Origin of the sequence: Metapseudomonas resinovorans DSM 21078 (assembly GCF_000423545.1) — a bacterium.
Classification (GTDB): Bacteria; Pseudomonadota; Gammaproteobacteria; order Pseudomonadales; family Pseudomonadaceae; genus Metapseudomonas; species Metapseudomonas resinovorans.
In genome coordinates, this window is record NZ_AUIE01000008.1 from 130,549 (window position 1) to 152,072 (window position 21,524).

Genomic DNA, 21,524 nt, shown 5'->3' on the forward strand with positions numbered 1-21,524 from the left:
CTGCCAAAACGACTACAAGCACCGGCCCCACCCCCCAAAAAACCGGGAATCCAAACCGGCGACTACCCCCAACACGACCCCAACCACCGCCGACGCCACCACGCCCAACACCCGGTGGGCAGACAAGAACCACAAGGCCCATCCACCGATCAACGCATAGCCCCGCACCAACAACACCCACAACGCACGGAAGACAAACGGCAACAGCGAATCAATCCGCAATCTCGACCAGAAAACCAACGAGACACTCACCATCGGCCCAAAAAAAGACGACAAACGGACCGGCCAGCGAAACCCGGACACCCACTAGCAAGCCAAATACCACGCGCAAGGCAGCGACCTGCAACACAAAACGCAAACAGAGCAAACCAACGCCCCCCAACACGCACAGAAAGACGCCAAAAACCTGCGCGGACCGACCCGGCCCCCGAAAAAAAAACCGACAAAAGTACACCAGTTCGCAAAACACCAAACCCTCAGACAACGGAAGGACCAGCATCACCAGAGAAACCAGCCAAACCTGGACCCCCAGCAGCACACGACGGCCGAGCAGCAGAAGCACCCAATCAACGACCACGCGCCCGCACAGAGCAAGCACATCAACCACGCGGAAACCAACGCCCAGGACATACTGCTCCAGGGACAGCAGTACCCGAAAAAAAAGCGCAAACGCAAAGACAAAGAAATCCAGGCCAAGACCGACCCCACCATCAAGCCCAGCCCCAGACTGCGAAACAACAAGCAACCCACCGCCCAGCCACACCAGCAGCACAATAACAAACCAAAGAAGCATCAGCAATCGAACAGCCGCATGCCGCCCAAAAACACCGAGAAGCGCGAACAAAAAAGCACCCAGAAAAACCTCAACGCCAACGCCCCCCAAAAAGGCAGGCATAAGCAGCGCCGGGACGGTCAGAAACCCGCCAACCGGACCCACAACACAAAAAGCCAGCCGCACGAAACGCCCGTCGACAACGACAAAAAACAGGAAGCCAAGAACCAACAACGTCGGCACAACCTACAACGACGCGCAAACCACGAGGTCCACCTGCCCTGACACGGCCAGATCCAAAAAACAAAAAACAAAACAAAACAACGGCAACACGACACCCTGCCCATGCGGCTTGAACTCCCACGAATGAAAGAGGCTGCCCCACGCGATCAACACCCAGCGGAACAGCCACCACACCAGCAACGCCGACCTGGCGCCAGAGAGCAGCAACACCAGAACCGGAGCCGACCCGCGGCTGCTCATCCAACACCCAACCCCACAAATCCACGAAAAAACCAGCAAAGGCGGGCGAAAACCCCCGCAAAACCAATAGCCAGAAACAAAAAAGAAAGCCACACCCTAACCAAAGGTGAGAAAAAACGCCCACAAGAAAAAAACCGGAACGCGGCCAGAGGACAATAACAAGGAAGACCCAACTCGCCATAAGCCGCAACCGCCCGACCGACCTCAGCCCCGGCAACGTCAGCAACAACCCAGCCATCGACAACCACACAATCGAACGCCACAACCCCCACGAAGTCCTCGAACAAATCCGCGACCGGCTCCACCAACAGGGCAGGCACGACCGGCTACGCCAACACGGCCTCAGAGAACACACGCACCGTGAAGGCCGGAACCACAACCACTTCGAACTCGCCACCGACGGCCGCCGCCAGCACAACGACCCCAACCGCACGACCGCCGACAACACCGCCAGGAGCAACCGCCAAACCGAGGACAACCACCACCTCAAGGAAACCCCCGACGCCAGCCAGGCGCGCAGCGACGAAAACGCAACCAACCGCAAACAACATCACCGGAAACACGAAACGCCCGACGAAAACGCAGACCAGAACGGTGAAAACTTCCGAATCGACCGCCACGACATCGCCCGCAATCACGACCGCCACGGAGAGGCCCGCAAACACATCCCTACCGGCCGGCACAAGGAGGTAGAGCAGGGCCAACCCCCCGGCGGGCGGCCAAAAAAGGCCGACACACCACAGGCAAACGACCAACCCAACGACACCAACCACGAACGAGCCATTGCGCGCGGCACCATACGCCCAACCACCCGCACCCAACACTACCAACAGGCACAGCCCGACCAGAAGGTAGAAGACCGGGAGCAGGAGCGAGACGGCCAAGAACGCAAAAGCCACCAGCCCGAACACACCGAAGAAAAACTCGCCACCGACCCCGAAAAAGACAACAGCATCGCCCCCCGCAGAAGCGTCGAGCGCCAACCCAGCCACGACGGCCCGCTCGACCTGGGCGGCCACGCCGCCCAAAGCGGCCCCCAGACCCACGCAAAAGGCCGAAACACGCACGCCACCGACCAGAACACCCAGGCCCGCAGCCCGGCCAAGGAGCACGGCGACCGCCGGACCCACCTCCTGGAACACCAGGCGGCAACCAGCCCACCCCCCACCGGCAAGGACGAACGGCCAGCCGAGGAGAACACCGCCCAACTGCAACGATTCCCCGACACCGACGCCCTCGGACGCCGCATCAACAACACCGACCTCGACGACGACCTCGGCACCGACGAAGGCCGCCGGACAAACCACCAGAACGAGGAAGCCCTGCCACAAGACGAGATCAACCAGCGGAAGCAGCGGCAAACGCGACAAGGAACCGACCGTCAGGCCCCCCGAGGCACAAAGCCGTACCCCGCACACGGCCCTGACGAGCAACTCGCGCAGCAACACCACCAGCCGGCCCCGCAGAACCGGGTCGTCGACAACGCCCACCCCCACGACCAGCAACAGGCGCCGGCACACGGCCCTCCACTCCGCCGGGACGACCACCGCACGCAGCACCAGGCCCAAACGCCGCCACAGGCCAAAGAACAAAACGCAACCGACCACACCGCGATCCACGGGCGAACCCACCAGCAGAACGAAAGGCGCCCCGGCCGAAACCAACCACAAGCCGCAGCAGAGACAGGCCGACGACAAAAACGAGCAACACCAACACCCCAGCAGCGACGAAAGGCACGCGACCAAACAAGAAGCCGAGGCTAACAACACCACCCACCCACAGGACAGCGCCCAGCACGCCAAAGGCCACGAAGCCACGATAGCGCACACGGCACAAGCCGCCGACGAAAGGCGCAAAGCGACGCACAAAACCCAACAACCCCCCAACGGCCACCGCACCGCCACCAGGGACACCAGAAAAATCACGAGGCCGCCGAAGATAGCCACGCCCAAACAGACGCCAGTGCGCGCGGCTGAACAGCCCACCTCCAACGGGGCGAACGAGAAGAAAATCGCTGCCAGCGCCGCCGACCGAAGCCACCAGCAACAAGCCCACAACCACACACGCAGCCAAGCCCCCCGGCGCCCACACCCCACCAGCAAGCAACAGCAGGCAGTAGACCGGCAGGAAGGGCAGAACAACCAGCCCAGGATCACAGAAAACAACCAGAAACAGGAAGGCATACACACACGCGCCATACGCACCCACAACCACAGGCAAGCAGCGGCCCAGACGCACAAGAACGCCGAGCCCAAGGAAACCAAGAACACGCCGAGGGAAGAAACACCCAGGGCCGGCGCAATCACGCACGCATCAAACGGGGAAATACCCAGCACACCAGGAACCAAGACCCCAACCCCCAAAAGCACAAAGGCAGCAACCGCCACCAGTGGCTTCCCGGATAACGAGACCGCCCACGCCAGCACAGTCAAAACAACAACCCGCCCGGAATCCAGCCCAGGCACAAGGTCGGGACCGGCCCAACCAAGCGACCCGCCCCCGCGCAACCTGGCGGCCTCGGCCCCAGCCCCGGCCGCCCCCAGTGCTGCGGGCACGGCCCGGAGGACGTGAGTGCACCACAGCACACCAGGCGCCAGCCCAACACCGAGACGCTGCAGGCGCCGACGAGCCAGAAACCCCCCAGGGATAGAGCCAAACAAACCCGCCACCACAGCGGCCGCAGCCGCCCAAACCACAACGGTCACCACCACGCCAACACGACGACCATCCCCCCGAAGCAAGCGCCGCCCGGAGCCGAACACACCACCCCCACGCGCAAGCGACGCACGCAGAGCCGCCAGCCCCCCGGCACCGCCAGCGAAAACGCACCCACCCACGGCAGGCACGCAAAAAACCCAAGCCGGAGCAGACGCAGAACCCAGCAACCAAACAAACGCCGCCGCGGACGCACAAACACCCCCCGCAACGCGCGCCCCAAACACGCCGGGAACGGCCCGATCGAACAGCCATGAGGAAAACCTGCAACAGCTCGCAACCCCGCCAACGCGAGCAACCACTGCAGCCCAGTCGCACTGCCCCCCGGAATGACGCCCGAGCCCGACCAGCCCAGCCACACAACCGCCCGCCCCGGCAGACGACCACGCAATACACCACATCGAAAGCCCCCGCACCAGACACGCACGGGGAGGGCAGGACGCAGCGAGCACACAGCGACTAGCGCCAGACAAAACGAATATCCCACGCACAAAAGCAAGGCAGACACACGGTGCCCTGGAAACCCAACGAAGACGCCAACGAAACCAGCTGCCACACCAAGCGCGGGCGCACCCGAAGCCCGGTCACGACACGGCAGCAGATGCCAAAACCCCCGCAAAGGACCCAGAAGCCCTCCCGCCCGGCCCCCCAGCCGAAGGCCACCACACACACTACCACCCCCACGCGACACAGCCCCACGCCCAGGGAGACGAAACCCACCAGGCCAAGGGACATGCAACGCACCGAGCCGAGGAGCGCGCTACAGAACCCCAGCACCGCCGGCATCCGGCCGAACACCAGCCAAACACGCAGCGAAAAACACGGCCGGTTGCCGATCATGCCGAACAGAGCCCCCATCATCACGCGCATCACCCCCAACCCAGGACCGCCGCAGACCGGACCGCGGCCACCGGAGACGAACCACGCGAGCGCCCGGAACAGGACAGCAAAACAGGTACACCCGGACACGAAGGCCTACAGGCTCAGCAGGGGACAAGGGCCCAACACCAACACACCCGAAACCACACACGTCAGCACCAAGGAAAACCTCACCCGCCCCGGCCGAGGGGAAACCACCACGAACGACGACACGCCGGCCAAGGCGCCGGCGCCCCACCCAAGGACAAGCAGCGACGCGCTGGCCAACGTCAAGGTGGCCACCCAACCGAAGCCGAAAAAGCCGCGCACACACAAACCAACGACCCCGATCAACCGAACGCAACCCATGGCGCTGCCGCCGCCCACAGCGACCACCACATTGCACCCCAGACGGAGGGAGACCGCCGACCCCGGCAACACCCCGCCCACACGGCCGGGCGCCGATACCAGGGCAGACACGCAGGAGTCGAAGCACGGAGCCCGCAAACTCGCTGCCACCGCGAAAACCCAGCCACCCGCACACACCCCGCGCCACCACACCACCAACACCGGGCGACACCCGAAGGCGCACGCCGAGGGGCCAACACGCCACCGGCAGCCCGCGCCGAAAAAGACCGCCGGACAAAAGAACGCGCCAAGCAGACTCAGAGACGGACACATCAAGCAGCACCCAAACACACTTAAGAGACAACGAAGACAAACCCGACTACAGCCACCAGAAACCCAAAACACAACTGGCGCCCTCACCCGAAAACCAAAGACAGACCACCGATGCCGGGACGAAAACACGGGCCACCACGAAATTGCCCGAGGACCCCGGCAACGCCAAACAACCAAACAACTAAAGAAACGCCACCAACAGCAAAAAAACCAGATACAACCCCACCACCACCGCCAGGACGAGGCCAAGGATCGCACCCCGGAGAAAGCCATGGACCTCATCGGCAAAGAAAAGGCACTCCCACCCAAGCACGGCCACGCGGAACCACAAGACCAGGAAAGCGCAATCCAAGCAAACCACCAACGCGTACAGCCCACCCCCGAAGAAGAGCACCCGCACACCGAGCCCGCCGCCACCAAAAACTGGCCGGCCAGGCCGCGAACCCGCGCCACCCAAAGCCGGGGCACCGAGCACCCAGCCCACAGAATCACCCCCGAAAACGGGCGGCGACACCCCCAGCACAACAGGAACACCAACCCCGGAGCAGCCAGCCCCAACACGAAACCCTCCAGCCCCAACCAGGAAAAGCAAGGGCGGGAAGCAGCCGGCACGCCCACCCCGGATGAACACCCGAAGCACAGCCACAAGCCCCCCCCCGACCAGAGACCCAAGCACACCCCGAGCAGCATCAACACCAACTTCGCCCCAAGCACCGCCCACACGTCAGCGACAACCGCCACCCGAACCGCTGCCACCACGACAACCGACGACAGCGACCACCAAGCCACCCAGGCCCCAGAACCCAAGACGTCGAGCAAACACAGGCTAGCACGCTGAACCCCCACCGCCAAGACACAACACCACAACACCACGGCCAGGACCCACCCGCCCGAAGTAGCCGGGGCGGCCGGCAGCAAAGACGCACGCGAGGGCCCACCCACCCGCCCCAAAAGCAAAGCGCAGTGCACGAAGGGGGCACACTCCGCCGCCCCCCAGCCCACAAGCACCGCCGCCCAGCACCGGTACGCCACCGAACCCCCAAGCCATGCACAGCACAACGCCAGCGCCACGCACTCCCGCGCCGAGGCAGGAGCCAACCCGAACATCAGCTGCGAGTTGGCGGAAACGCCGAAACCCGCGCGCCACAGGGACACCCGCGCCGCCAGCAAGCGACCCAGGGCCACCCACCAGCCAGCGGCGCAACCCGAGCTCCGGCAGAGAGCCGCAAGCCCCCACTCCCCAGGGCCAGGACACGCGAGCGACCACCACCCCGAACACCGGCCGAAACCCCTCCACAACCACCACCCAGCCCTCCCACCACACCAGGAGACCCATGAGCCACAGCAAGAGACCGAACTCAGCCAAGCGCGGCAGGCCCAGGCACTCCCCACCGTACACCCCGGCAACGAAGGAAGTCGGCCCCCAACCGACCACCACACCGTCGCACACGCACAGGCCCATGAGCAACCAGAGCCCCGCGACACCAAACAACGCCAGCAAGGCAACCATCTCGCCATCCGCGCCGACACCAGGGGCGGCGTAGAAGACGGCCCAGCCCACGAGCACCCCAAGCAGCCCACCCCAGAAGGCAACGGACACCACACCGCGAACGACCCGCTCGCCGTCCAAGACCAACACCGCCCCCACAAACCCCAAGACAGCACCCAACAGGAACCCAGGGAACCCCCGCACCACGGCAGAGACGCCGGAGACAAACGGCACATAGACCACACCGTCGGCCGCGTTGACCAACACCACGCCCCCCTCGACCAACCAGAAAGACACCACACCGTAGCCCAAGACACCGCGCCGCACCGAAAAGCCGGCGGCGGAAACGCACCGAACGACGCCCAGCCGCAAGCCCAAAAGCGCGGTGCCACCATCAGCGCCGGCAAACAACCGCAACAACAGCCCAACAGGCACCCAGCGCACCACCGCGAAGACACAGCTCGCCACCACGGCAAGCACCCAGCCCCAGGCACGAACCCAGAAACCAAAAAGAAGGGCCTCAAGCACGGCAAACAAGCCGCAAAGCGAACAAATGCCGACAGGGCACGGGCTCAAGCCCAGCAGCACAGCCCCCCGACCCTACACCAGCCCACAGAACATGCCCGCGGCGAGCCCACCGCGCGCAGACCGGAGAGGCGTGGCCGGCAGCACCAGGGAGAACCAACCCCGCACAACCACAGCCGCCCAAAACCCGCTCATGACCCGCACAGGAGCCGCAACCAGCACCAAGCCAGGCACACCCACGAAAGCCGATAAAGCAGAAGCAATCGCACCAGACAGGCCCCAGGCCAGGCCCCCCAACATGGCGGAACCGCACCGGCAGCTGACCAGCCAGGCAACAAAGCAGCCCACGGCCAGCCGGCGGAACGGCGAGAAACAGGCGCCCCCAGCCGAGCAGACAAGCAGGCGGGCGACCCCCGCAGCAACCCAGGGAAACAAAGACCAGTCGACAAAGAGCCTGAGCGGCAGACACCCCAGCCCCATAGGCACGGCGAAACCGCCCCCAGCGCTGCAGGCGCCCACACCGCCCAAGCAGGCCCCCGAGCGCCACGGCCGCCCAGCCGCAAAAACCGCAGGTAGCCAGTCCAAACAACACCGCTCCCAGCCCAAGACATAGCAAAAACAGCCCACCGATGCCGCCGACCTTCTGCCGAACGGGGACAAACGACAACACCAGCCCGGAGCCAGGCCCCGGAACCCAACGAGCCAGGACCACATCCGGGCCAAAAACACCCCACCACCCGGCCAAGAGGTGGGAAACCCCCACGCACCCGGCAGCAAAGCAGAGCCCGATACGCTCCAGCCAGGAGGCCCGGAAAGCTGGAACGAGAGCCACACGAAAACCAAGAACGCAAGAAAGAAGCCGCCGATAAGAGCACAGAACCAGACCAGCCCCAACAAACAAACCAACGCCAGGACCAACCAAAGGCCCGCCACCACAGAAGACCACGGGGCCCGCAACCAGCGCACCAGCCGCGCCGAACACCTCCACACACTGAACAGGCGGAACATCCTCACCATGTACAGCAAAATCCAGCCGAACACACCAATACGGACAATCCAGCCGGCAACGATAAGGCACCGCAGCCAGAACACACAACCGCGGCACAGACCGGCGATCACGATCACACCGCCAACCAGAACGGCGCAAGGACCACCCCGAAAAACCCAAAGATGGCCCAGGCCACGCCGCAGACAGCCGGAAAGCGCCAACGCAAAGAAAAGACGAGAGGAGCCAACGAACACGCCCCAGAAACCAGCCACAAGACCGAACACGCCCACCCACACAACCACACCAAGCCAGCCGGAGACAACACCAACCACCACCCCCAGGCCCGGCCCCAGCGCAGCCGGAAGCCCCGACACAGCGCGCCAACCGCACACACCGCCAACCAGCACAAACACCAAGACCCCGAGGAAAAACACGGTCACGAGGCACCCGATGGAACCGCGCACGATCCAGCGCGAAGGCCACGCGCATGCCACCGACCACACGCCAGAGCACGCCAAGCCGAAAAAGAACCAGATCCAGAAGGCAATGCCCGCCAACACACCCGAGATAGCGGGCCAGCCGAACGCACAGGCCCCCCCCCACACAGCGACCACCAACCTGCAGAAGCTGAAGCAAGGAGCCACAACCACCAGGAACAACACAAGCACAGCGACCCCCACAACGGTCAACACCAGACCGAAGGAACCGCCAAGCCAAAAGCCCAGGAAACGAACGGCCAGCAACATCAGGCAAGCCCCAACGGCGGCCGAAATCCACACAAGCACCGACCACGAAACGCACACCCAGCAGCACAAGGCCATGGCAAAGCACCGGCGCGCGAACAAGAACGACAGCAGCGGCCAGACGCAGCCAAGCAACCACCCCGCCTCACCCAACGCGCGCCCCCTCGAGACCAAGGAACCGCCCGAGCCAGGAACGGCGGGGATCACCGCCCGGAAACTGAACAAGAAGCACGGCGACATGCAGCCGAACATCAACCCGGTAATAAAAAACCCGAGCCACCCAGCCCCGCACCAGCCAGAGCGCCACACGAACTACGCACAGGACACCACCAGACCGACGACGAAGCCCCAAACAGGCAACCTGCCCACCCAGGGCCTGAGCGAACTCGGCCGCACTCAGACCCCGCGCCCCAAGCGCCGGCGCCCGTACAACACCAGACTCAAGCCGACCCAGCCAACCTCCACACCACGGCACCCCAGAACGCCGCGCGCCAACGAAGCGACCAAGACGAGCAGCACGGTGACCCAGAGCCCAAGAAACACCGCCCCCACACCCGAAAAGCAGGCGACAAATGCCAGCAAACCGCCCGCAAAGCCCGCCGGCAAGGGCCCCAACTCGCGGAAGAGCAAGGCCACGACCTCGCAATGACGCACCGCGCAAAAAAGAAACAGCGGACCGTCAACAAGCAAGCACTCGGCGCCACGCACACACCCCAGCAACCCCCCACCAACAACGCCCACGCCCGGGCCGCAGAACACAGTGCCCCCGACAGCCACATCACCGAGCAACACGCCGATCTGGACCCCAGCGTCCGCCGTGCCCCCATCCACCCAGAACAACGGCGCAACCCGAACCAAAGCAAGCCCCGGAAAAAGCACGCCAACGCACGCAAAAAGCCCGAACCACAGACCAGCGACGACAACGGCGGGCCACGCAAGCCCCACAAGCCACAGACCCACCACCGGGAACAGCGGGAAGACGGCGCGCAGATCCCGAACAACCAGCAAGAGGCACCAAACAACGTCCCCACAGCCTTCCCCCAACACCAGCACACCACCCACATCAGCCAGCTGGATGGCCACCAGGACGATCGCGGCAATGACCAGGTCCCCCACACCACGAGCCGCCAGCACCGCCAGGAAGCCCACCAGACCAGCACCAAGACCCGCAAACGCGTCCCACAGGAACCAGGCCACGACGGGGCCCCGCACGCCGAGGCAGGACAGCATACCCGGCCGGACGCCGACCAGGAACACACCCACGCAACCGCAGCGCCGGCACAGGCAGGCCCACCCGGGAAAACCCCCACCGGCCCCAAAGCCGAGAAGCAGGACAAGCACAGGACCAACCCCGAGCCCAACCCCCGGCACCGCCGCCACGATGCGAACCACAGGCTGGCGAAGCACAACGTCACGCCGAAACCAATGCACAAAGCAGGAAACCAGAGTCGACTCCACATGGAGCCAGCAGAGCCCAACCGCGACCAAAGAGCCCAGCAACTCCAGCTAACCACCACGCCCGAGAAGCCCCAACGGCACGAACAGAGGAGAAGCGCCAGCCAACTGGTAGAACAGACCCGCCCCGACAGGGCACGCCACAACCCGAGCCAACGCCAGAGGACCAACCCCGAGCGCGAACCTCGGCGCACCGATCCCCAAAAAACCGCCTCCTACAGCGCCGCCAAAAAAAAACGCGGCCGAAGCCCAAGGCAGAGGAAACCCGAGCAGCCATGAGAGTCGGGGAAGCACACCCGACGCCAACGAAGCAGAGGCAAAAGAAAAAACGCGCCCAAACCGCCGCGCCACAGGAGCAACCAGAGATCAGAAGAAGCCCAGCGGATTGATGTCGTAGCTGATCAGCAGGTTCTTGGTCTGCTGGTAGTGGTCGAGCATCATCTTGTGGGTTTCACGGCCGACGCCGGACTTCTTGTAGCCACCGAACGCGGCGTGGGCCGGGTACAGGTGGTAGCAGTTGGTCCACACGCGGCCGGCCTTGATGCCACGGCCCATGCGGTAGGCGCGGTTGATGTCGCGGGTCCAGACGCCAGCGCCCAGGCCGAACTCGGTGTCGTTGGCAATCGCCAGGGCTTCGGCTTCGTCCTTGAAGGTGGTGACACCCACCACCGGGCCGAAGATTTCCTCCTGGAACACACGCATCTTGTTGTGCCCCTTCAGCAACGTCGGCTGGATGTAGTAGCCGCTGGACAGGCCGCCCTCCAGCTTCTCCACCGAACCGCCGGCGAGCAGCTCCGCGCCCTCCTGCTGGGCGATGTCCAGGTAGGAGAGGATCTTCTCGAACTGCTGCTGGGACGCTTGGGCGCCGACCATGGTGTCGGTGTCCAGCGGGTCGCCACGCTTGATCGCCTGCACCTTCTTCATCACCTCGGCCATGAACGCCGGGTAGATGGATTCCTGCACCAGCGCGCGCGACGGGCAGGTGCAGACTTCGCCCTGGTTGAAGAAGGCCAGCACCAGGCCTTCGGCCGCCTTCTCGATGAACGCCGGCTCGGCCTGCATGATGTCTTCGAAGTAGATGTTCGGGCTCTTGCCGCCCAGCTCCACGGTGGACGGGATGATGTTCTCCGCCGCGCAGTGGAGGATGTGCGAACCCACCGGGGTGGAGCCGGTGAAGGCGATCTTGGCGATGCGTTTGCTGGTGGCGAGCGCCTGGCCGGCCTCCTTGCCGAAGCCCTGCACGATGTTCAGCACGCCGGGCGGCAGCAGGTCGCCGATGATCTCTGCCAGCACCATGATCGACAGCGGAGTCTGCTCGGCGGGCTTGAGCACCACGCAGTTGCCGGCAGCCAGCGCCGGGGCCAGTTTCCAGGCGGCCATCAGCAGCGGGAAGTTCCAGGGGATGATCTGCCCGACGACGCCCAGCGGCTCGTGGAAATGATAGGCAACGGTGTGCTCGTTGATCTCGGCAGCGCCGCCTTCCTGGGCGCGAATGCAGCCGGCGAAGTAACGGAAGTGGTCAACGGCCAGCGGGACGTCGGCGTTCAGGGTCTCACGCACAGCCTTGCCGTTGTCCCAGGTCTCGGTCACGGCCAGCACGTCCAGGTTCTGCTCGATACGGTCGGCGATCTTCAGCAGGATCAGCGCGCGGTCCTGCACGGAAGTCTTGCCCCAGGCATCAGCCACGGCGTGGGCGGCATCCAGCGCCTTCTCGATATCCTCGGCGCCGGAACGGGGGAACTCGGCAATCACCTCGCCATTCACGGGGGAAGTGTTGGTGAAGTACTGGCCACCCACCGGCGGTACGAACTCGCCACCGATGAAGTTGCCGTAGCGCGACTTGAAGCAAACGACAGCGCCCGGAGTACCGGGTTGGGCGTAAAGCATGGCGTTGCTCCCGCCGCTCGGTGCACACCCGAAGACGCAGGTGGCAGACCGATCTAAGGCAGCAACCCCCGCGCCACAGTACGCGAAAAGCCCACACACACCCGCCCCAGTGGGGAGCAGTACACCCGCAAGCAGGCGCATGCCACAGCCCCCGTACAACGGACAGGGACACCAGCGCACGCATCGGGCACAGAACCCAACCACAAGCCAACCCAACCACGCCAATGGAGGATAAGCGGCACCAAGAGGCCGCGAAGCAGCTCACCGGCCACACCCAGAGAGGCCTCCAGCAAAACCCGCACCGGAGAACAACAACAACGCAGAACCCTCCCAGCCCCCAACACCAACAGGCGACGACCCCGACACAGGGCAAGCCCCAGGCCACCGCGCCGCCCCCCAACCAAGCCAACGCTCGGGCCGGGCACAGACCCCTCCAGGACGAACACCACGACCAACACCAGCCCCTCACGCCCACCGAGCAGCAGCACCGGCACATCCGGCAGGACCGCGACCGCATACAGCACGAACCGCAAGCGGCAAATCGGCAGATAAACAACCGCCACCACCAGCAAGCCACGGCCGAACAGGCCATCCAGCCCAACGAGGCCCGCCCGCACATCCCCAACGAAGCCACCGCCCATGCACAACGCCCCAGCCCCGACCACGCCAGACACCCGCTCGGCGCAGACAGCAAGGAAGACAGCGAACACACCAACGCCAACGGCACCGGCGTAGGCGAACACCAGGCGCGCACCATCAACCAGAACGAGCATCTCCGCAGCACCCACACCCACCTCACCGCGCACCCCACCCACGGCCTCGAACAACACCGCCAACTGATCACGGTGCGCCAGGGCGCATCCGCCCAACACGACCACCCGCCCCACAACCACGGCAACAACACCCCCCAGCTCAACCACCCGGCGAACAGGAAACACAACCGCGACTACCCCCGCCGCCACAAAGACGAAAAGCTGCTGCACCTCCACCACCACCACCAGCACATCCCCCTGGACAGCGAACACCAGCTGCCCGACGACGCCGAAGGCCCCAGCAGCGCGCCCAACCAGACCACGAACAACCTCCGCCACCACCCCAAAAACCCCCCCATCGGCCAACCCGCGCAAGCCCTCGACGACGGCCGTCACCACCACCAGATCGGCCGCGCCACACAGCAACCGAACAACAGGGGCCACCTGCGGAAACGCAACGCCCCGCCCACGGAGGCCCCCAAGCACCGCAAGCCGCGCACCGGCACGAAACCCGAGCCGCTGCAGCAGCCCAAGCCCCCGCGGCAGCACATCGCCACCGGCAACACGGCGCTGAAGAACGACATGCGCCGCGCAGAACGCCTGCACGAGCACGACGGACCGGGCCGCATCAATCGCGAAAACCACCCCGGCAAGGACGACGACGCCCGCGCCGGCCACCAACCCAGATCCCAGGCCGACCGACACGCCATCCACCGAAAAGGCGACACCAGCCCCGAAAACCGCATCGAGACCGAACCGGCCGGACAGCGCGCCGGCAACTCCACCGACGCCCGCAAACAACCCAGCAGCGGCAAGCGCCACCAGCCCCATCGCGCCAAACAGCCACGCCACGAGAACCACCACAAGCACACCCACCCACAGACCCAGCCCCGCAAAGGCCAGGAAAACCGCCAGGACGAGAACAACGACGCCGAGCACCAGGCAGTAGACCAGCGCATCACCAGCGCCACCCACCGCGAGCGGGAAGCAAGCGGCCAAACGGCTGGACGCAACAAGGACCCGTGCTAGCACAGCAAACGCCGCGAACGCCACCTCCCCCCCCAGCAGGAACGAAACCACAACCCACAACCACACCACAACCGCCGAGCGGAAGACGCCCCCGCCAAAAGCCACACGCCCACCCAGGACGCACGTCACAACGCCCCCAACAACCACGCAACGCGCAACGGACCGCAAATGCCCAACGGCCAGCGCACCCAGCCCACGCAGCGCCAGGACGCCAGCACTCCCCAGCCACACCTGCCCCGACACGCGCTCCGCCCAGTGCCTCCACCAACAGCGCCCCAACCCCGCACCACCCCTCCAAACGACCAGGAACGCACGCCGCCGCGCACACCGCCGGACAGCCACCGCGCGCAGAAGACCCGCACCGACCAGCCGCACAGCATCAGCCGCAAGAACCGCCAGCGCAAGCACCCAAAAAACCCAAAACCAACGCCAGGGGAGGGAGAAGCGAAACGACCTCACCCAGCAAGCGCCAAAGCAATTCCCCACGCCAAGCGAGAAATACCGCAAGGCCAACGCCGAGCACCCCCGCACAGAGCAAATGCAACCACGAAGCACCCACGTCAGCCAACGCCAAACGCGGCGCAAGAACACGCCACACAACGCAGGGACCACGCCGATCGCCAAAATCCCCGGCCACAGCATCCCCCTGCACCCCAGACACAACAGAGAGACCCGACAGCCGCGCAAACGACGGCAACGGCAGCCCACGGCGCTCCTCGTCAACGCAAGCAACAAGACCGCATGCGCGCAGAACAACACCCCCCCGGCCAACACAACCCCCACAAGCACCAGCCCGACCGGCGCGACGCCACACACGAACAGCCACCCGCCCACGACCAAGAGGCCGAGACCCCGAACCTTCACCACCAGCCGGAGGCCACCGACAACCAACCCGACCTCCAACACGACCACCTCCATCGCCAGACCCCCCGCATCACCCTCCATCCCCCCCCCACCCCGGGGCCACCCAACCGCCACACACAACCGCCAACACAGCCCCAACGCACCCAACACCGGCGGCCAAACCACCGCCACCGCCTCGCAGGCGCCACCGACGAGGCCCACGACCAACTCAACCTGCAGCCGCCACGGGCGCGGCGCGGCACCGACCGACAACACCGAACCGAACAGCAACCCGAAGCACCCGAAACCGGCGAACACACCCTCCCCAGCCACACCAACCCCACGCACGGCCAGAACACCATCCGACACCCAAACCGCCAAGACACCAACCGAGAGCACACAAGGCAGCACGGCGAAAGAAACCGGCCATCCACCCAACGCACACCGCCCCAGCGCGCAACGCGCCACCGATCAACCGCCCACGAGACCACGCGCAACCACGGCCACCAGTTCCAAGACAACCAACGCAACGACCAATACCGCCGCAAACGGCCCCAACGCCAGCAAACCGGCAACAAAACCAGCGGAACGCAGACCAGCCGAGCCCGACAAAAAAGCCATGCCGGGGAGAAGAAGAACCGGAGCAGCCCCCCCCACACCACGCCCGACCCAGCCCCCCAACGCCACCGGGAAGCACACCAGACCCCACCACACCCCAACACCCAAGGCCAAGCCCACCAAGACGCAGACCCCCAAACAAAACGAGACCACCCACACCCCCGCGACGAAGCACCACAAACAGAAACAGGCAACTACTACGCAAGCCGCCCCCACGAGCGCAACCCCAACGAGAAAACCGACCAAGCCCCCCGCAACACCACCACCCCCCTGGCGCCGCGCCACCTGCCCAACATCGAAGGAGGCCCGCCGGAGGCCTGCGCACCAACCCCCGGCAGCAACAAGCCGGACACCCCCGACCCCCCCGACCAAAGACGCCACGCAAGCCACAACCAAAACCCCTACGACGAACACAGCAGAAACCGCCCAAACAGGCGGCCAAAACCGGGGACCCCCGGAACCAGAAACGCCCAGCTCACAAGCCCACAGCAGGGCGAACCAGACAGCCACAGCCACCGGCAAGGCCGAAACAAAGCAAACAGCAGATCAGAACAAGACACAACACAAGCGGCGCAAGAAAGAACATGACGGAACCCGCCGCCGCCCTACCCCAGCGACAACGACAACCCCCACCACCCCATCAGCCAGGACACCCAAGGCAGCAAACCCCCCAAACACGGCGACCCGGACCGGCAACCCACCGCCGTCGCACCGCACCACAACCGACACCCAAACCATGTCACACCAAAGAAAAACAAGCCCAACGCCCGGAACACCCCCCCAAACAACAAGCAGAGCCTCCACAACAACCCGACACAGCAAAACACAAAACGCAAAACCCAACACAACCACAAGACCCAGCACAAACCCACCAACCGAATCGAAAACAAGACAAAAAAACCCCGACACGCCCCCGACAGCCCCACCGACACCGCCAGCCCCAGCCGCCCCCGCAACGGAGGCCTCACCACTGCCGACGACCAACCCCCCCACAACGGGAACGGGCACGACATGAACAACAACCACAAAACGACCCGGGAAGCGCGGCAGCAACGCCGGGGCACCAACGACCAGCCCCAGACCCCCACCGACAACCCCAACGACGACAACGCGCAAAAGACCTCGACGCCCGAGCAGCTCGAACACCGCCACGAAAACCAACGCCGCCACAACGCCCACCAGAGCATCACCCACACCAGCAGCCACCACACCCAGCCAGACGCCCACCACAACCCCAACGACAACAAGACCAACCAGCCCCCCCGGACCGACAACCACCGCCTACCCAACGACATCCGCCACGGCGGCAACCTGGTCAACCGCAAGCCGGCCATCAAGCGCAACAACAACCACGGCGCCACCAACAACCACCCCCAGAACGACCGCAACAAAAAGACCGCCAACCAGGGCCGGAACAACAACAGCACCGAGCACGAAACCCACAACACCACCAAGAACAAGACCACCATCAACAAAGACCACAACAACAGCAACCTCCACCCCGGCCACAGCAACTCAGGCAACCAAGGCGACCACCTCAGCAAGCCCGCCCACCGCGACCACCACACCCCCGAAAACATGACCACCCCACACCCCCACGACCCAAACATCGAACCCCCGAACCGAAAACACAGCACGACCACACAAAACACCAAGGCCCCGCACGCGACCGACGACAACAAGCCCCACACCCGCAACAAAGAGGCCGAGAACCACCAACGCGGCGCGACCGACCACAGCGCCAACCTCAACCCCGAAAACAACACAATCACCCGGGGCGACCGCAACCAGCCGCCCAACAACCGGTCCGCACAGACCCCCGACCCCAGCGACCACAACAACCCCGACAACCGCGACACCGCCAACCACGGCCGCCAAAACCACAGCACCGCCGAGGCAAACGCGATCCACCACAACAAACAAAACCACGCCTACGACTCATCCCGCAAAAACGAACCACTACGCGACAACGACAAGGACAAAAACACCAAGAAAGAAAAACCAACCAAACACGCAAACCACAACAGCGACTACCACGGCGTCCACAACAACAACCACAAGCTGCACAACCCCCTCCCCAGCCTCGACAACAAAACACGGCCCAGCCACACCGAAGGCAAGAACGACCAGAACACCAAAAACACCGGCCACCACAAACCGCTGCCGCAGCCAAGACACAAACACCACAAGACCGCAAAAGCAGCCAAACACCGACACGGAGAAAAGAACGAGAACCAAAAGACCTACAGCCAGGACACCGACAGCTGCCAAGTACCGGCCAAACACTGGAAAGAGCAACACGGAACAGAAAAAACCGCCTACAAGAACGCCGAGGCACAACTAGGACAAGCACAACCCACAAAGCGCAACTACGACGACCACCTAGGCACCCCGCCCACAACCAACCCCACAACCAGAAAAGCGGCAGCGCAACACAAACACCATACCCCACGCACCGCAACAGCGCAAGCCACCAAGGGCAACCGGAGGCCCAAACGCACCAGAAAAGGAGGCCACAAGAAAGACGACGACACAAACCCCAAAAAACCGTGAAAGTGCCAGACCCACAGCGCCAGAGCACCCCAACCAATAACCCGCCAACAGGACGGCCAGCAAGACAACGGCCCCAAAGAGCGCCACGGCAGCGCAAAACCCCCATGGCGCGACGACACGCCAGAACACACAAACCCGCCAACCCACGGGGCCGACCACTGACGAGCCAAAACGCAGAAAAGCCACAAAACCCCAAAACCGCGAGCGACGCAAAGCCAACCAGAGCCCCCGCCTCCCCACAACCCACCCTGCCCAAACCTGCCATGAACAACCTGCACCTCTATCTGCCGCTCGCCCTGCTGGTAGCCGGCAGCCTGGCCCTGGCCGACGACGGCGACCTGGTGATCAACGGCTGCCGCATCGCCCCGGAAAGCCGCTGCCCCGGCGCCGACCTGCGTGGCGCCCAACTGGCCAACCAGGACCTGGGCAAGATGGACCTCTCCGGCGCCAACCTCGAAGGCGCCGACCTGCGTCATGCCCGCCTCGATCTGGCCAACCTGGAAAAGGCCCGCCTGGTCGGCGCCAACCTGACCCGGGCAAGCCTGCAACAGGCCAACCTGCGCCTGGCGGACCTCAGCAACAGCCGCATGGTGGCCGTGCAAGGTTGGGGAATGTTCGCCCAGGCCGCGCAGTTCCAGGGCGCGGACCTCTCCGCGGCCTACCTGGAATTCGCCCGCCTTTCCGGCGCGAAAATGCACCGGGTGAAGCTCCAGGCCGCCGACCTGGAAATGGCCTGGCTGAGCAAGGTCGACCTCAAGGATGCCGACCTGCGCGACGCCAACCTGCAGGAAGCCAAGATCGGTCAGGCAAACCTGGAAAACGCCGACCTCACTGGCACCCGCAAGCACTATGCGACCTTTCAGGAGACCAATATGGAAGGCTGCACGGGTTGCCCGAGCGGGTGGGATTGAGCGCCCCAGCGCGGGCCTGAAGGTGTGTAGTTTTTCTGTGGGGGCGATTTCAATCGCTGTGTCTGCGTTAGCTGTTGCACGAGATTTACCATCGGTCCAAGAGCCTTGTAGGAGCTGGCTTGCCAGCGAAACGGGGCTATTCGCTGGCAAGCCAGCTCCTACGGGCAATACGGCTTCTTGCAACACGTCATGCAGACATCGCCAATTCATTCGCCAAGGGCCGCGAAGCGGCCCCTCTCCTACGGCCCCACCCGCAAAACACCGGTATCGATCGCCAGGTGCACCAGTTCTGCATGGGATTCCACCTGCAGCTTGCTCTTCAGCAAAGTCAGGTAGTTCGACACGGTCTTGCCGCTGATGCACAGGCGCTCGGCGATTTCGCGAGAAGGCAGGCCACGGGCGAGCATCACGAATATCTCGAACTCACGTTGGGTAATGCCGCGCAAGCGCGGGTCATCGGTCTGATGGCAAGCCAGCTGGGTCGCCAGCTGCTGTTCGATGTAGGGATGGCCGGAAAGGATGCGCCGTACCGCTTCCAGCAGCACTTCCGGCGGCGAGCTCTTGGTGATGTAACCCGCAGCGCCGGCGTCCAGGGCCTGGCGCACCAGGGGCAGTTCGTCGTGCATGCTGAAGAACAGCACGCGCAACTGCGGCAGGCGCTGGCGCAACCGGCGAGTGACCTCCAGGCCGCTGATGCCGGGCAGACCCACGTCCATGATGACCAGGTTGGGAATCTCCTCTTGCACCTTCTGCAGGGCGTCCTCGCCGCTGCCGGCCTCGCTGACCTGCACCTCCGGCAGCAACGCGCAAAGCAAGGCCGCATAGCCCTGGCGCACCACGGCATGGTCGTCCACCAGCAGGATTTTCATGATCCAAGCCCCTCCACGGGCACGCTGAGGCTAAGCACCAGGCCAGCGCCGGGACGCGTCAGCAATCTGAGCTCACCTCCCAGGCAGCGGGCGCGTTCGCGCATGGAGCGCAGGCCGATGCCACCGCCATCGAGACGCTCGGCGCCGCGTCCGTCATCCCGCACCACCAGGCGCAACCTTCGCCCTCCGGCGCGCAGGCGCACCCGCACCTCGCTCGCCTCGGCATGGCGCACCACATTCGTAAGCGCTTCCTGCAGCAGTCGATAGAGATGGGCCTTGGCTTCGCCGGAAATCGGCGGCAGGTCCTCAGCCAGCTGCATGCGACAGGTGATGCCATGGGTCTGCTGCCACTGCTGGCCGAGCAGGCGAATGGCTTCGGCCAGTTCCAGGCGCTCCAGCATCACCGGGTAAAGATCGCGGACCAGCGCGCGAAAACCGTCCTGCAGGTGCTGGCAATTGCTCTCCAGCGCCTGGGCGGTGTGGTTCACCACCGGCAGTTGGCCGGTCACGCTGCGCAGCAGGAAGAGCTGGGCACGAATCCCGGCGAGGTATTGACCGAGGTCGTCGTGCAGCGCCTGCGCCAGCTGGCGTCGCTCGCGCTCCTGCAACGCCAGTAGCGCCTGGGTAAGCGTGGCGTTCTCCGCCTTGACCTGTTCCAGGGAGGACGCCATCTGATTGAAGTGACTGGCCAGACGGCGTGATTCGGCCGTGGAATAGGCTGGCAGGCGCACCTGCAGCTCACCACGGGACACCTGCTGCAAAGCGCCGAGCAGGTCATCCAGCACCCGCATACCACGCCTAACCGCCCAGCGCATTGCCCACAGGCCGAGGCCAAGGGCGATGCCGAACAGCGCCAGCATGAAGAGCAGGGTCACCAGCAGGTCGACGTGCCATAGCGTGTGCATGGCAGGCCTCACTCATCCATCCAGAGAATGCGCTCCACACGCCCCCCGGTCGGGTGGCGGTCGTCCACCGGTCTGGCTCGATCGAAGCCGAGCAGACTGAGGATCAGCAACGCAGGCAACAGCAAATGCTTGAGGATGCGCACGGCGCGAACTCCCTCTGATTATTGTGTTGCCATGCTAGGACCGAACGGCAGAGAGGCTTCTACTACCTTGGTACCGCCCGACCGGTACTTTCTGCGTACGTTCGCACCCTGACCCCTTCCTGTGGGCTGGCCCTGGGACGGCAGGGTGCCCAAGCCGGGAACCGTTCTGGCATGGGCCATCTACTACTTTGGTACTGCTTCCCCCCTCTCAACGTCGAATTCCAAAAGCAGCGGCACTGGCCTGTAATAGCTGCCTATAAAAAGTACAGAGCGTCCGCGATGAAGTCCGCCCGTCCCGTGCCCTT

Annotated in this window: 13 protein-coding genes and 4 pseudogenes; 6 read left to right on the forward strand and 11 right to left on the reverse strand. The window is 64.5% G+C overall.

The features are described 5' to 3' along the window. Positions 1–211: 211 nt before the first annotated feature. From G559_RS0109300 to G559_RS30330, 3 genes are read right to left on the reverse strand one after another with little or no spacing between them, the layout of a single operon-like run. Positions 212–1,015, reverse strand: coding sequence for a hypothetical protein (locus tag G559_RS0109300; RefSeq protein WP_028627962.1), 804 nt, complete (start codon positions 1,013–1,015; stop codon positions 212–214). Between the two features lie 3 nt (positions 1,016–1,018). Beyond that, positions 1,019–1,255 (reverse strand): hypothetical protein, encoded by a 237-nt coding sequence (locus tag G559_RS0109305; RefSeq protein ID WP_028627963.1) that lies wholly within the window; start codon positions 1,253–1,255, stop codon positions 1,019–1,021. Then, on the reverse strand, positions 1,252–1,575 hold the full coding sequence (locus G559_RS30330) for a hypothetical protein (protein WP_155945699.1): 324 nt from the start codon (positions 1,573–1,575) through the stop codon (positions 1,252–1,254). The genes G559_RS0109305 and G559_RS30330 overlap by 4 nt, the downstream gene beginning before the upstream one ends. Between G559_RS30330 and G559_RS31230 the strand changes: the two are divergent. Further along, positions 1,543–2,274, forward strand: a pseudogene (locus G559_RS31230) (4-hydroxybenzoate 3-monooxygenase); the annotation flags it as partial. The gene G559_RS30330 and the pseudogene G559_RS31230 overlap by 33 nt on opposite strands. On the opposite strand, the pseudogene G559_RS31235 reads toward G559_RS31230, so the two are convergent. The 4 genes and pseudogenes from G559_RS31235 to eutB form a co-directional block, all read right to left on the reverse strand. After that, positions 2,182–4,371, reverse strand: a pseudogene (locus tag G559_RS31235) (zinc-dependent peptidase); the annotation flags it as partial. The pseudogenes G559_RS31230 and G559_RS31235 overlap by 93 nt on opposite strands. A 58-nt stretch (positions 4,372–4,429) precedes the next feature. Beyond that, entirely contained in the window at positions 4,430–4,840 is a 411-nt protein-coding gene (locus G559_RS29590; protein WP_155945701.1) for a hypothetical protein, read from the reverse strand. Positions 4,841–4,945: 105 nt separating this feature from the next. Beyond that, on the reverse strand, positions 4,946–6,949 hold the full coding sequence (locus G559_RS31240) for an ethanolamine ammonia-lyase light chain EutC (RefSeq protein WP_394296408.1): 2,004 nt from the start codon (positions 6,947–6,949) through the stop codon (positions 4,946–4,948). After that, positions 6,849–8,540 (reverse strand): annotated as a pseudogene (gene eutB, locus G559_RS30890) (ethanolamine ammonia-lyase subunit EutB); the annotation flags it as partial. The gene G559_RS31240 and the pseudogene eutB, both read right to left, overlap by 101 nt. Before the next feature lie 421 nt (positions 8,541–8,961). Here eutB and G559_RS30615 point away from each other — a divergent pair. Next, a complete protein-coding gene (locus G559_RS30615) occupies positions 8,962–9,903 on the forward strand; it encodes a hypothetical protein (RefSeq protein WP_162144814.1) in 942 nt (313 codons plus the stop codon). Further along, positions 9,900–10,988, forward strand: a complete 1,089-nt coding sequence (locus G559_RS30620) for a hypothetical protein (RefSeq protein ID WP_162144815.1) — start codon at positions 9,900–9,902, stop codon at positions 10,986–10,988. The genes G559_RS30615 and G559_RS30620 overlap by 4 nt, the downstream gene beginning before the upstream one ends. 87 nt (positions 10,989–11,075) lie before the next feature. On the opposite strand, the gene exaC is transcribed toward G559_RS30620, so the two are convergent. Continuing rightward, positions 11,076–12,596: an acetaldehyde dehydrogenase ExaC gene (exaC, locus tag G559_RS0109340; RefSeq protein ID WP_028627969.1), complete on the reverse strand. Its 1,521-nt coding sequence runs from the start codon at positions 12,594–12,596 to the stop codon at positions 11,076–11,078. A gap of 224 nt (positions 12,597–12,820) precedes the next feature. Here exaC and G559_RS30350 point away from each other — a divergent pair, with 224 nt between their 5' ends. The 3 genes from G559_RS30350 to G559_RS0109360 all read left to right on the forward strand — a co-directional run bounded on the left by G559_RS30350 (position 12,821) and on the right by G559_RS0109360 (position 19,302). Next, entirely contained in the window at positions 12,821–14,377 is a 1,557-nt protein-coding gene (locus tag G559_RS30350; protein ID WP_155945705.1) for a hypothetical protein, read from the forward strand. Positions 14,378–16,849: 2,472 nt separating this feature from the next. Beyond that, on the forward strand, positions 16,850–18,391 hold the full coding sequence (locus G559_RS0109355) for a PQQ-binding-like beta-propeller repeat protein (RefSeq protein WP_028627972.1): 1,542 nt from the start codon (positions 16,850–16,852) through the stop codon (positions 18,389–18,391). Positions 18,392–18,654: 263 nt separating this feature from the next. After that, the gene (locus G559_RS0109360) at positions 18,655–19,302 is read left to right on the forward strand and encodes a pentapeptide repeat-containing protein (protein WP_028627973.1); all 648 of its coding nucleotides are present in this window, start codon (positions 18,655–18,657) and stop codon (positions 19,300–19,302) included. A gap of 239 nt (positions 19,303–19,541) precedes the next feature. Here G559_RS0109360 and G559_RS0109365 read toward each other — a convergent pair whose 3' ends face one another. From G559_RS0109365 to G559_RS31095, 3 genes and pseudogenes are all read right to left on the reverse strand, one after another. Continuing rightward, positions 19,542–20,171 (reverse strand): response regulator transcription factor, encoded by a 630-nt coding sequence (locus G559_RS0109365; protein ID WP_028627974.1) that lies wholly within the window; start codon positions 20,169–20,171, stop codon positions 19,542–19,544. Next, positions 20,168–21,031: pseudogene (locus tag G559_RS28760) on the reverse strand (HAMP domain-containing sensor histidine kinase); the annotation flags it as partial. The gene G559_RS0109365 and the pseudogene G559_RS28760, both read right to left, overlap by 4 nt. 53 nt (positions 21,032–21,084) lie before the next feature. Then, entirely contained in the window at positions 21,085–21,219 is a 135-nt protein-coding gene (locus G559_RS31095) for a hypothetical protein (protein ID WP_256658047.1), read from the reverse strand. Between the last annotated feature and the right edge of the window lie 305 nt (positions 21,220–21,524).